We start from the raw sequence: 12,983 nt of genomic DNA, 5'->3' as shown, positions 1-12,983 counted from the left end.
CACTTTTTCGGCTACCGCGCGACCCTTGTCGCTTGCTGTCCCCAATTTTTAGGTAACGTTCTAAAAACCAAGAACCTTACCTAAAAATCAGGGTGTTATCTAAAACTTTTTATTAACTGTCCAATAGCTGATGAATGAGCTGTATTTAGGCTTATTTTACCTTGTTTTGCTCCAATTGACGGCTGGGTTTCCTGGCGTAGAAATTCAGTCATACGAACCACTTTTTTCACGTCTCGTTGTTTTCTTACACTTCGCCTTTGGTCTCTCAAATAGACGGATCGTAATGTTTTATTTAGAATCCCTTGTTTGATCTTCACCATTGCCTCACTACCTTCTAAACTCCAATGCATTCCACGCTTTTTCATTCGGAATGAAATATGTCGTTGGTTGGATTCCATTGCACCCATGCCCCTTGCCTCTTTTGGTGGATTCTCAACTTTTTCTCTCCAATCAAAAATTCGATCCCAATTACCGCCAATATATCTACGAAAATCCTCGGCCTTTTCTAACTGCTTATCCGTTTCTAAAGTGCTCTCCAATGTATCCATCCAACGTATGAAATCATCCAGTTCGTGTTCTTTGATTGCCTTTTGTACACCTTCTTTAAACTCGCTCTTTTTAACTCCAAAAGTTCGATTCAGTGCTTTAGAAATGTGAAAGGAATCCAATTGATTTAAAACAGGATAACTAGACTGTGAGAAAGCCTCTTGAAAACGTTCTGCCGTATAACCGGGACCACCATCACTATTGGTGACAACTTGAGTGTTTTCTAAGGAATAATGATTAGCTGTATACGCCTGGACTTCTTTCCAAAAATCATTCGTTGGTTTGGTTGTCATGATGACCTGTGGATTCTTTAGGGAAATACGCTTCCCATTTTTACTCCAACCTTCATGAATGATCGCATGATGGACTTCATGACTTGTCTTTTTCTTTGTTCCACGCACAAATACACCATCTGCCTCGGCAAATAAAAAATCCAACTCATCTCCCTTTGGTAAATAAGCAGCTTCCTCTAATTCCGCTAACATTTCTTCATCAGCTCGCGCTTGTGCCTTCCCAACACGTTTCACAATACTTCCCACAGTTGTATGACTAAGAGTTACTGCGGTCCATTCACCTAATATGCGTGCCGTTTCTCGGTACGTACTCTCACTAGCCAACTCTGCCACTTTTACTTCAACTAAAGGACTATGTCGTTGATATTTTCTAAATCCAATCCATTCATCAAAAGGATAATGCGCCTTTCCATTCACATCGCGCATCAAGGTATGAGTAAAGCGAACCGCCCCAAAAATAAACTGAATCGTTTTTTCATCTTCTCGTTCAACCGTCCAACCTTTACTTTGCATTCTTCTTTTAATCGTTTGATTAAGTTGTGTAAATACGCTCCCCATTAGTGTAGTAAGTAGATCATATATACTAATTTGAATTTGTTCTTCAAACTCAATTAAGTCATTTGTATCCTTTAATAATTCGCTAATTTTTGATATAATTGTATTCATGAAAAGGCCTCTTTCTAATGTATTTGCCGGGAAGCATACATTTATGATAGAGCGCCTTTTCTTTTTTTTCTAGAATTTTGTTTCAAATCCCCGAGAACTATTTTACACATAGTATCGCAATAAAAAAACGCTCATGTGACAATGTCCCATGAACGCTGATTATTATAGATTATCACGCCACTCTAGTAATTCTTTCTTTTGTTGATTATTTAGTTTATCATCTTCAACTAACGCGTCAATTAATTCGTCAAAATTAGTAATCGTTGAAAAAGAAAGGTTTGCAGCTTCAAATTGTTGTGTTGCTTTTTTCAAACCATAGGAAAAAATGGCAAATACATCTAAAATCTTAGCCCCTTCTTTTTCAAGGGCCTTAGCTGATTCAATGGAAGAACCACCTGTTGATATTAGATCTTCAATGACCAATACTTTTTGTCCTTCTTTAATTTCTCCTTCGATTTGATTACCTTTCCCATGGCCTTTTGGCTTAGAGCGTACATATACCATTGGAAGATCAAGTCTTTCAGCTAGCCAAGCCGCGTGTGGAATACCTGCCGTAGCACAACCAGCAATAACTTCGGGTTGTTCATCCATTTCTTTTATTTTTTGAACAAATGCTTCTACAATTTTTCTGCGTATGGTTGGATAAGACATCGTTAATCTGTTGTCACAATAAATTGGTGACTTAATACCTGAAGTCCAAGTAAAATATTCATTCGGATTAATTTGTACTGCTTTCATTTCTAATAAATCACGCGCTAGGTCTTGACTTAATGTCATGTTAATCCACACTCCTTTAATGCTGTTTCGTACGCAACACGGGGGTTCCGGGCTTTGGTAATACTTCTTCCGATGACTAATATATCAGCTCCATTTTCCTTCGCATAGGAAGGAGTAGCTACTCGCTTCTGGTCATTCACATCTGTATTTTCTAAACGAATCCCTGGTGTCACTGTCAAGAAGTCATTCCCGCATTGTTTTTTGATGTCGTTTGCTTCATGAACCGAACATACAACTCCATCCGCTCCACTTTGTTTAGCCAAGCTTGCAAAATGCATCGCATTACTTAATACATCTCCAGGAATAAGAAGATCATTGTTCAATACTTGTTTATCCATGGAAGTTAAAATGGTAACTGCAATTAATTTAGTTTCTGTATTACTACTTAAAAGACCTTCTTTCGCAGCTTTTATCATATCACTTCCACCTAATGCATGAACATTGACGATGTCTACACCTAATTTCCCTAAGTTGTGCATCGCTTTCTTCACAGTAGTCGGTATATCGTGTAATTTTAAATCTAGAAAAATGGGATGGTTATTTTCTTTTAGTTTTTCTATAACAGCTGGGCCTTCGCGGTAGAATAATTCCATTCCTACTTTAACCGGAACACCTGTTAGATCATTATTTACTAGAAATTTCTCCGTTTCATTCCAGTTTTCAAAGTCTAGTGCAATATAAATTAATTGATTACTCATTCATAACCGCCTTTCCAATTGCATCCTCTACAGCGTCAAAACCGTATCGTTCTAATGTTGTAGGTAATTCATCAATGATATCTGAGCAAATGAGAGGATTAGAAAAATTAGCAGTTCCGACAGCAACAGCACTCGCCCCCGCTAATAAAAATTCTAAAACATCTTCTGCACTACTTATACCACCCATCCCAATGATTGGAATATGGACATGCTGTTTTACCTCATAAATCATTCGAATAGCGATAGGTTTAATGGCAGCGCCAGATAATCCACCTGTTTTATTAGCAATTATCGGTCTTTTAGAGGCAAGATTAATTTGCATACCAGTTAATGTGTTAATCATAGATAACCCATCCGCTCCGGCACTTTCTACTGCTTTTGCCATCGCAACAATGTCCGTTACATTTGGCGATAATTTAACGTATACAGGAAGATTACTAGCTTTCTTAACGATTTCTGTTACTTTGGCTGCCATCTTGGGATCTGTTCCAAATTGGATACCGCCTTCTTTAACGTTTGGGCAAGAAATATTTAATTCAAGTGCATGAACAGCCTTAGTATTGTTAAATGTTCTGGCAACATATTCGTATTCCTCTATCGTACTTCCAGCTACATTTGCAATGATACTCGTATCATATTGAGAGAGAAATGTTACTTCATTTTCAATAATTTTCTCTACTCCGGGGTTCTGAAGCCCGATTGCATTAAGCATCCCTGATGCTGTTTCAGCAACACGTGGAGTAGGATTACCAAATCTCTCACTCCCTGTAGCTGCCTTCATAATAACAGCACCTAATTTACTTAAATCATAAAACTGACTATATTCTCTACCGAAACCAAAGCAGCCTGACGCTGGCATGATAGGGTTCTTCAAATGAAGTCCAGGTAAGTTCACTTGTAATAGACTCATAATATAACCTCCCTGGCTGCAAATACAGGACCATCACTACAGATTTTTTTATAGCCTTTTTCAGTATTAGTAGGTACCACACAAGCAAAACATGCTCCAACTCCACATCCCATACGTTCTTCTAATGAAATGAATCCTTCCTTTTCTGAGAGTTCATTGGTTATTGCTTTTAACATAGGAAGTGGTCCACAAGAGTAGTAACGATCAAATTGTTCAACTTGGGGAATGACCGTTGTAACAAATCCTTTATCACCGTAAGAACCATCATTTGTTACGACATAGGTTTGAGAAAATTGTTGAAATTTCTCTTCATAAAATACATGTTCTTTCGATTGAAAACCAAGAACAGAAATGACATGAATATTTTGTTTAGCTAGGGACTTTCCTAAGTAATACATAGGAGGGACTCCAATCCCTCCACCTATTAATAGCACTGTATGAATTCCCTCTGTACTGGTTTCAAATCCATTGCCACTCGGGCCTAGAACATTTAAAAAGTCTCCAGCTTTCGACTCGGACAATTTTTCTGTTCCAGATCCTAACTTTTTAAAAAGAATGGTTACCGTTTCGTTATCCTTATCTACATCGGCTATCGATATTGGTCTACGAAGTGTATGACCTTCTACCAAAATATGAATAAATTGTCCAGGAATGGCATTCTCACTAATGTAGCTATTCTTTAAAACCATTTCTATCGTGTCTTTTGCAATTTGATTAGTGGAAACAATTTTCATACGTTGCTTGCTAATCATAGTATCACTGCCTCTTTACCAGTCATTGGTTTAGCACTAAAAGTTGTCGAATCAATCACGTTTAAAATGGCATTTGCCGTGTCTAAATTAGTTAAGCATGGAATACCGTGTTCCACTGATTGTCTACGGATTAAGAATCCATCGGAACGTGTTTTTTTACCAGAGTTTAACGTATTAATAACAAATTGTACATGTCCACTTTCGATGGTAGATAGAACATTCGGCTGATTAGAACCAACCTTTTCAACCTTCGTCACTGGTATACCAAATTGCCCTAAATACCCTGCTGTTCCTTTCGTTGCATAAAGCTGGAATCCAAGCTGATTAAATCGTTCAGCAATTTCTCGAACTTCTTCCTTATCTTTATCGGCAACGGTTAAAAGCACTCCACCTTCTTGTGGTACCTTAATTCCGGAAGCGATTAAACCTTTATATAATGCTTTTTCCAATGTCTTATCATACCCAATCGCTTCACCAGTAGATTTCATTTCAGGCCCTAAGATGGTATCGACACTACGTAGTTTTTCAAATGAGAAGACAGGAATCTTTACTGAAACAAGATCTTGTTCCGGTAGAATGCCAGTCTCAAATCCTAAATCTACTAACTTAGTTCCTAATATACATTTAGTAGCAATATTTGCCATGGTTACGCCAGTTATTTTACTTAAGAAAGGAATAGTTCTACTTGCTCTAGGGTTAACTTCAAGAATATAAACATCTTCACCGCGAATGATAAACTGAATATTGATAAGTCCTTTTACCGCTAGAGCTTCCGAAATTAATTTCGCCGCTGCTAAACATTTTTCTTTTACGGTTTGGCTAAGTCTTTGTGGTGGATAGACTGCCATCGAGTCACCAGAGTGAACGCCAGCACGTTCAATATGTTCCATAATACCCGGAATGATCGTAGTCTCGCCATCACTGATAGCATCTACCTCTACTTCAATACCTGTTAAATATTTATCAATTAAGATAGGATGTTCTGGGTCGACCTTATCAGATTTTTGTAAATAGTTTTGAAGTTCTTCATCACTATAAACAATTTCCATCTTACTTCCACCAATTACATATGATGGACGAACTAATACAGGATAGCCAATTTCATTTGCTACGTCAATAACTTGATCAAGTTTACGAACAGCTTTACCTGTTGGACGAAGTAAGTTAAGATCATCAAGAAGTTCCTCAAATTTATCACGGTCTTCTGCACAATCAATGGATTCAAGTGAAGTTCCTAGTAGTTGAACGCCTCTTCTTTTAAGTCCAGCTGCAAGGTTAATCGCAGTTTGTCCACCAAACTGAACAATAACTCCTTCAGGTTTTTCTAAGTTCACAACATGCATAACATCTTCTAATGTTAATGGTTCGAAATACAACTTATCTGAAACACTAAAGTCTGTTGAAACTGTTTCTGGATTATTGTTCATAATAATTGCCTCATAACCCATTTCTTTAATTGCTAGTACGGAGTGAACCGTAGCGTAGTCGAATTCTATACCTTGTCCGATACGGATCGGTCCAGAACCTAACACAAGAATCTTCTTTCTATCGGATACGATAGATTCATTTTCCTCTTCATAGGTACTATAGAAGTACGGTGTTTCAGATTCGAATTCCGCTGCACATGTATCTACCATTTTATAGACCGGTGTCACTTGTTCTTTTACTCTAAATTCGTATACTTCATCAAGGGAAACATCCCATAGTCTTGCGATTTGTGCATCAGCTACGCCAAGTTCTTTTGCCTTTTGAACAATTTCTTTAGAGAATCGATTCTCCCTTATTTCCATTTCGAATTCAACTAGATTTTTAAGTTTTTCTAAGAAAAAGCGATCAACCTTCGTAAGGTTAAAGAGTTCATCAACAGTCATTCCACGACGGAAGGCTTCAGCAATGACAAATATTCTTTCATCATCTGCTTTTTTAAGACGTTTCACCAGAACATCATTTTCTTCATTAACTAAACTTCTTAACCAAAGTTCCTCTGTACCACTTTCTAATGAACGAATTCCTTTTAATAAAGATTCTTCAAAATTACGACCAATCCCCATAACTTCCCCAGTTGCCTTCATTTGGGTACCTAGTTTTCGATCACCAGTGTTAAATTTATCGAATGGGAAACGAGGTAATTTAGAAACCACATAATCTAAGGCTGGTTCAAACATTGCATATGTTGTACCTGTAATCGGGTTGATTATTTCATCTAGTGTATAACCAACTGCAATCTTCGCCGCTACTTTCGCGATTGGATAACCTGTAGCCTTTGATGCTAGTGCAGAAGATCTACTTACTCTAGGGTTCACTTCAATAATATAGTAATTAAAGCTATTTGGATCTAGCGCTAATTGAACATTACATCCACCCTCAATTTCTAATGCACGGATTATCTTAAGAGACGCATTTCGAAGTAGATGATATTCACGATCGCTTAAAGTCTGTGATGGTGCAACAACTATGGAATCTCCTGTATGAATACCTACTGGATCAACATTTTCCATATTACAAACCACAATTGCCTGATCATTTTTATCCCGCATCACTTCATATTCAATTTCTTTGTAACCAGCTATGTTTCTCTCTATTAAACACTGATTAACTGGCGATAAGGATAGACCATTTCTTGTAATTTCTTTTAATTCATCTTCGTTGTAGCACATACCGCCACCAGTACCACCAAGGGTATAAGCAGGACGAACGATTAATGGAAAGCCTATCTCACTTGCAAAATCTAATGCTTCTTCAACCGTATGAACGATACTACTTTCAGGTACTGGCTCATTTAATTCGTACATTAAATTTCTAAACTGTTCACGATCTTCAGCTTTCTGAATTGCTTCGAGTGAAGTACCTAAGAGTGTCACATGATATTTATCGAGAACCCCTGATTCTTCCAGGGAACTCGCAAGGTTTAAACCTGTTTGCCCTCCTAAAGTTGGAAGCAAAGCATCTGGTTTTTCTTTACGGATAATTTTTGTCAAAAATTCAACCGTTAAAGGTTCCATGTATACTTTATCCGCAACGGTATTATCTGTCATGATGGTTGCCGGATTGGAATTCGCTAAAATTACTGTGTAACCCTCTTCTTTCAAAGACTGGCAAGCTTGTGTTCCAGAGTAATCAAATTCCGCTGCCTGACCAATGACAATCGGTCCTGATCCAATAACTAGGATTTTTTCAATTGCGGTATTTTTAGGCATATGCTTCAACCTCTTTCTTCTTGTGATTCTCTTGCATCATGTTTAAAAACTCATCAAATAAGTAGTTTGTATCTTCTGGTCCTGGTGAAGCTTCTGGATGATATTGAACAGAAAATGCTGGATATAGACTATGCTTAATCCCTTCAACCGTATTATCATTTAACGCTATTTGTGTTAATTCTAGGCCAGTACCTTCTAGAGAGGCTGCTCTCACCGCATAACTGTGATTTTGTGATGTTAAGTATGTTCTATTTCTAAGTATATCTTTAACCGGATGATTTGCCCCACGATGACCAAATTTAAGTTTTTCTGTATCAGCACCATTGGCAAGTGCTAACAGTTGGTGACCTAAACATATTCCAAAAATTGGTATCTTCCCAATAACTTGTTTAATCATTTCAATAGCTTCTGGAACATCTTTTGGATTTCCAGGACCATTTGTCAACATAATTCCGTCCGGTTTTAATCTTAAGATGTTTTCCGCACTATAGTTATAAGGAACAACTGTAATATGGCAATCTCGTTTCGTTAATTCTCTTAGAATACCGTGTTTTGCACCAAAATCAACCATGACAACTCTCATGCCACGTCCAGGAACAACATAAGGTTTTATAGTAGAAGTTTGTTTTACCTGGTCAGTAGGAAAACTTGTGTCTTTAAGTTCGTTAACAATTTCTTCTATCGACTTACCCATATCAGAAATTTTGGCCTTCATCGTACCATACTTGCGAATAATTTTAGTTAGTTTGCGAGTATCCACCCCAGTAATTCCAGGTATGTTGTTGGCCTTTAAGAAATGATCTAAGCTTTCTTCATTTCTGAAATTGGATGGGTATGTACTTACTTCCTTTACAACTAATCCATGAATGAATGGAGTGATTGTTTCAAAGTCGTCTCTATTAATACCATAGTTTCCTACAAGTGGATATGTCATGGTAACAATTTGCCCACAGTAGGATGGGTCGGTAATTACCTCTTGATATCCGGTCATACCAGTATTGAACACAATTTCTCCTGATTGTGTACATTCACTACCAAAACCATCTCCTATAAAGAATGAGCCGTCTTCTAATACTAATTGTCGTTTAGCCATGTTGTATCTCCTCCTCATCGATATAACGAACTTCTCCATCAACCATGGTTAAAATTGGTTGTGCCTTTACTTCCCAATTATGAAATGGTGTGTTCTTTCCTTTTGAATAGAATGTGTTTTTATCGATTACACTATTTTTTTCTAAGTTAACTACAGTGATGTCTGCAATAGCATTTTCTTCTAATCTTCCGTATGGTAAGCCAAACACTTCAGCAGGTTTAATGGTCATCCAATCTACTAATTGATTAAGAGTAACTTTATTTGTTAGAACGAGATTGGTGTATAGTAGTGGGAATGCTGTTTCCAACCCTACAATTCCAAATGGAGCCTTTAACATGCCTTGTGCTTTTTCTTCAGCTGAGTGTGGGGCATGATCTGTTGCAATGAAATCAATCGTCCCATCTAGCAACCCTTCTAGTAATGCTTGTTGATCTTCTTTAGCGCGTAGTGGAGGGTTCATTTTGAAATCTCCAGAATCCTCTTTAATATGTTCTTCATTAAGAATAAGGTGGTGTGGTGACACTTCAGCTGTTACATTAATTCCAGCTCTTTTGGCATCACGAATCACCCGTACAGATTCTTTCGTACTTACATGACAGACATGATAATGGCAACCTGTTGCTTCAGCTAATAAAACATCTCGAGCTATTTGAACGGATTCACTTAAAGATGGAATTCCAGGAAGATTAAGAGCTTTACTTACTTTTCCATCATGAACAACTCCGCCATACACAATAGAATTATCTTCACAATGGGCTACAATGGCACGTCCTGCTTTTTTAGCACGTTTCATAGCTTGTAACATAAAATCCGCGGTTTGAATTCCTACACCATCGTCCGTAAAGGCAAATACACCTAGTTCAGCAAGTTCTTCAAATTTTACTAACTCTTCCCCTTTTAAGTTCTTTGTAATTGCAGCATAAGGTAGTACACGAACTTGTGCATCTTGTTTTATTTTTTCAAAAAGAGCATTAACTGTATCTACATCATCTGGAACTGGATTTGTATTTGGCATTGAACAAACAGTAGTAAATCCACCTCGTGCTGCAGCTTTTGTACCAGTTAGAATGGTTTCTTTATGCTCTCCACCTGGTTCTCTTAAGTGAATATGAACATCGATAAAACCTGGTAATACTAAATTCCCTTTAACATCAATTTCACGATCAGCTACTTCTGATATTGTAGAATTTATTTCTTTAATTTGGTTATCTTCAATTAAAATTTCACAGTTCTCTAATTCATTTGATGGCAGTAAACGTTTGGTATTCTTTAAAATAATTTTCATTGATTGTCCCCCACTCTTCTAATAAATGCATCATAATAGCCATTCTTACATATACCCCGTTAGTCATTTGCTTAAATATACGCGATCTAGAACATTCTACCAAGTCGGTATCTATTTCCACACCTCGATTAACCGGTGCTGGATGCATAATAATAGCATGTTTCTTCATTCTTTGTTCTCGCTCTTTGGTTAAACCATACATATCTAAATAATTTGATGTCTCAGCTTTATGGAGATGTCTTTCATGTTGAATTCTTAGTAACATAATGACATCACAAATTTCAACTGCTTGATCAAGAGAGATATAAGGAACTTCTAATTCCTCATCCTCAAAACCAGGGGCTGCACAAAGGTAAACTTCTGCTCCTAATTTTTGCAGAGCACAAACATTTGATCTAGCAACTCGACTATGTTTGATGTCGCCTACGATAGCAATATTTAGTCCATCAAGAGTTCCATATTCTTGGTATATGGTAAGTAGATCTAGCATGCATTGTGTCGGATGATCTGCTTTACCTGCACCGGCATTAATCACTGGAATGGAAAGGTTTTTTAATTCCTTTGACCAATCATCTGACTGATGTCTTATTACTAACATGTTGGCACCTATCGACTCAAACGTTTTTGCCGTATCATAAAGTGTTTCACCTTTTAGAACACTTGAAGATTCAGAGTGAAAATCCAGTACTTCTAAACCCAATTTTCTTTCAGCAACCGTAAAACTCATTTTCGTTCTTGTACTTGGTTCAAAAAATAAATTCGCTACAAATAGTTGCTCCGCTAACGAGAAATCATTTTCACGATAATACTCTGCTTTAATTAAAAGTTTATAAATATCTTCCTCATTTAAATCACTGACGGAAATAAAGTTTTTCATCATTCCACCCCATTTAAGTTTTCCAATCAATCATGACCACCCGTCCAACGGGTGGTTTGCACAACGGCTATAAGCCTATACTACCGACCAGCGTCTCAAGGCGCTGGCTTTCATATAGCATTCAAGCCTCATTGTCGTTGCCTCTTTTGCTAACCCCTGAAGGAGTGTTAGTATTTCTTGCCACCCTTAAAAGGGTCTTCATATTCTTTTACACTTAATTTATCAAGTGCAATATCATGTTTTTCTTGCTCTTGAATGTATTTTCTAATGGTAGCTTCATTCAAACCAACTGTACTTACATAATATCCTTCAGCCCAAAAGTGTCTATTTCCAAACTTATATTTTAAATTTGCATGCTTATCAAATATCATTAGAGCGCTTTTTCCTTTTAAATATCCCATAAAATTTGATACTGCTAGTTTTGGTGGAATACTCACTAACATGTGAACATGATCTGGCATAAGATGTCCTTCGATTATTTCTACCCCTTTATATTTACAAAGTGTTCGAAGTATCTCGCCTATGCTCCTTCGATATTGATTGTAAATTATTTTTCGTCTATACTTTGGAGTGAACACAATATGGTATTTACACAACCATTTTGTGTGTGCCAAGCTATTTGCTTTATTGGCCAATTTACTCACTTTCCTTTCTATATTTAGAGGCTTGAACAATCTCTATTATAGAAGAAAGTGAGTTTTTTGTTTGGTATAACCACTTGTTACCCACCCGCATAGCAGGTGGTTTTCTGTTTCGCACGCTGCCGCGTACTCAACGGACTAAAGTCATAATAAAAAAACCTCTTTGCATAAAGGTTGCAAAGAGGTAAGCATGCCAAAAAATCATATTTAAAGCACACCACTACATACAACCTTTTAAATCTCTCTGGATTTAATTAAAAGTTGACTTATTTCATTGAATTAAAAAGTATAAAATTCAGCTTGTTATTTCTTTTTTTAAGAAAGTCCACGTCCGGCGCTTGCGCCTTTGTTCTTGTCTAGGAAATTATAAAATTTGTGGCTGTGGATAACTTAGATACAGAAATAGCCACGTCCGGCTCCAGCGCCCAGTGACTAGTAGACTTCCTTCACCTCCGTACGATAAGTCAACATCGACTCGCTTACGCTCTCCGTGTTTCCTTTATCTCCTACGGCTCAGTCCAGTCTATACGTCACTAAACGGGCGCTTGCGCCTTTGTTCTTTATTTTTCATAAATCGATACTCGATCATCTCCATCGATTTCATTCAATTGTACAACAATAATTTCTTTTTCTGATGTTGGGATATTTTTTCCTACATAATCAGCTCGGATTGGTAACTCTCGATGTCCACGGTCTACTAATACCCCTAACTGAATTAAAGCAGGTCTTCCTATATCCATAACTGCATCCATCGCAGCCCGTACAGTTCTCCCCGTGTATAAAACATCATCAATTAAGATTACATTTTTTCCAGATAAATCTTCATCAATCGTTGCTGACTTAATTTCAGGATCGGAATTCGTTGAAACCTTTTCTAAGTCATCTCGATATAAGGTAATATCAATTTCGCCCACTGGAACTTCAATCGATTCAATTTGTTTTATTTTATCTTGAAGTCGCTTAGCAATTGGAACTCCTCTTGTTTTAATCCCTACTAGTATAAGTTCTTCTCCACCTTTATTCTTTTCTAGTATTTCGTGGGACATCCGAGTCAAAGCCCGATTCATCGCAGCTTCATCTAAAATATCTGCTTTTTTCTTCAACATAACTCACTCCCTTTTGTACTCTAGGAAACGAAAAAATCCTTTTACCATGAGGTAAAGGATTCACTTCGATAGACTTATCCATTTTATAATGAATACACTTGTCTATGATTCACGATTCCTTTTCTAGCCTCACAGGACTATT

General features: G+C 37.2%; 11 protein-coding genes. All 11 read right to left on the bottom strand.

Annotation, left to right across the window (positions count from 1 at the left end; genetic code table 11):
- Positions 1 to 95: 95 nt before the first annotated feature.
- On the bottom strand, positions 96 to 1,505 hold the full coding sequence (locus MHI02_RS09665; RefSeq protein WP_047184960.1) for an ISLre2 family transposase: 1,410 nt from the start codon (positions 1,503 to 1,505) through the stop codon (positions 96 to 98).
- A gap of 162 nt (positions 1,506 to 1,667) precedes the next feature.
- Complete coding sequence (gene pyrE / locus MHI02_RS09660; protein ID WP_047186341.1) at positions 1,668 to 2,282, bottom strand: orotate phosphoribosyltransferase; 615 nt, start codon at positions 2,280 to 2,282, stop codon at positions 1,668 to 1,670.
- Complete coding sequence (gene pyrF, locus MHI02_RS09655) at positions 2,279 to 2,980, bottom strand: orotidine-5'-phosphate decarboxylase (RefSeq protein WP_047186342.1); 702 nt, start codon at positions 2,978 to 2,980, stop codon at positions 2,279 to 2,281. The genes pyrE and pyrF overlap by 4 nt, the downstream gene beginning before the upstream one ends.
- Positions 2,973 to 3,890 (bottom strand): dihydroorotate dehydrogenase, encoded by a 918-nt coding sequence (locus MHI02_RS09650; RefSeq protein WP_047186343.1) that lies wholly within the window; start codon positions 3,888 to 3,890, stop codon positions 2,973 to 2,975. Before MHI02_RS09650 ends, pyrF begins: the two co-directional genes overlap by 8 nt.
- Positions 3,887 to 4,642, bottom strand: a complete 756-nt coding sequence (locus tag MHI02_RS09645; protein WP_204797802.1) for a dihydroorotate dehydrogenase electron transfer subunit — start codon at positions 4,640 to 4,642, stop codon at positions 3,887 to 3,889. Before MHI02_RS09645 ends, MHI02_RS09650 begins: the two co-directional genes overlap by 4 nt.
- A complete protein-coding gene (carB, locus tag MHI02_RS09640; RefSeq protein ID WP_341165860.1) occupies positions 4,639 to 7,839 on the bottom strand; it encodes a carbamoyl-phosphate synthase large subunit in 3,201 nt (1,066 codons plus the stop codon). The genes MHI02_RS09645 and carB overlap by 4 nt, the downstream gene beginning before the upstream one ends.
- Positions 7,832 to 8,932 (bottom strand): carbamoyl phosphate synthase small subunit, encoded by a 1,101-nt coding sequence (locus MHI02_RS09635; RefSeq protein ID WP_216883637.1) that lies wholly within the window; start codon positions 8,930 to 8,932, stop codon positions 7,832 to 7,834. The genes carB and MHI02_RS09635 overlap by 8 nt, the downstream gene beginning before the upstream one ends.
- On the bottom strand, positions 8,925 to 10,217 hold the full coding sequence (locus MHI02_RS09630; protein ID WP_216883638.1) for a dihydroorotase: 1,293 nt from the start codon (positions 10,215 to 10,217) through the stop codon (positions 8,925 to 8,927). The genes MHI02_RS09635 and MHI02_RS09630 overlap by 8 nt, the downstream gene beginning before the upstream one ends.
- Positions 10,171 to 11,094, bottom strand: a complete 924-nt coding sequence (locus tag MHI02_RS09625) for an aspartate carbamoyltransferase catalytic subunit (protein ID WP_047186416.1) — start codon at positions 11,092 to 11,094, stop codon at positions 10,171 to 10,173. Before MHI02_RS09625 ends, MHI02_RS09630 begins: the two co-directional genes overlap by 47 nt.
- 167 nt (positions 11,095 to 11,261) lie before the next feature.
- Positions 11,262 to 11,729, bottom strand: a complete 468-nt coding sequence (gene tnpA, locus MHI02_RS09620) for an IS200/IS605 family transposase (protein WP_216884347.1) — start codon at positions 11,727 to 11,729, stop codon at positions 11,262 to 11,264.
- 566 nt (positions 11,730 to 12,295) lie between these two features.
- Positions 12,296 to 12,838, bottom strand: a complete 543-nt coding sequence (gene pyrR, locus MHI02_RS09615) for a bifunctional pyr operon transcriptional regulator/uracil phosphoribosyltransferase PyrR (protein WP_047186417.1) — start codon at positions 12,836 to 12,838, stop codon at positions 12,296 to 12,298.
- Between the last annotated feature and the right edge of the window lie 145 nt (positions 12,839 to 12,983).

Source organism: Oceanobacillus sp. FSL K6-0118 (assembly GCF_038006665.1).
Lineage (GTDB): Bacteria > Bacillota > Bacilli > Bacillales > Amphibacillaceae > Oceanobacillus > Oceanobacillus caeni.
The sequence above is the reverse complement of the archived record's forward strand: the minus strand, read 5'-3'. Positions and strand labels throughout refer to the sequence as shown.

Bases quoted from the DNA above. Each gene is read 5' to 3' on its own strand.
- carB (WP_341165860.1), bottom strand. From the start codon at position 7,839: ATGCCTAAAAATACCGCAATTGAAAAAATCCTAGTTATTGGATCAGGA.
- MHI02_RS09625 (WP_047186416.1), bottom strand. From the start codon at position 11,094: ATGAAAAACTTTATTTCCGTCAGTGATTTAAATGAGGAAGATATTTAT.
- MHI02_RS09650 (WP_047186343.1), bottom strand. From the start codon at position 3,890: ATGAGTCTATTACAAGTGAACTTACCTGGACTTCATTTGAAGAACCCT.
- MHI02_RS09645 (WP_204797802.1), bottom strand. From the start codon at position 4,642: ATGATTAGCAAGCAACGTATGAAAATTGTTTCCACTAATCAAATTGCA.
- pyrF (WP_047186342.1), bottom strand. From the start codon at position 2,980: ATGAGTAATCAATTAATTTATATTGCACTAGACTTTGAAAACTGGAAT.
- MHI02_RS09630 (WP_216883638.1), bottom strand. From the start codon at position 10,217: ATGAAAATTATTTTAAAGAATACCAAACGTTTACTGCCATCAAATGAA.
- pyrE (WP_047186341.1), bottom strand. From the start codon at position 2,282: ATGACATTAAGTCAAGACCTAGCGCGTGATTTATTAGAAATGAAAGCA.
- MHI02_RS09635 (WP_216883637.1), bottom strand. From the start codon at position 8,932: ATGGCTAAACGACAATTAGTATTAGAAGACGGCTCATTCTTTATAGGA.
- MHI02_RS09665 (WP_047184960.1), bottom strand. From the start codon at position 1,505: ATGAATACAATTATATCAAAAATTAGCGAATTATTAAAGGATACAAAT.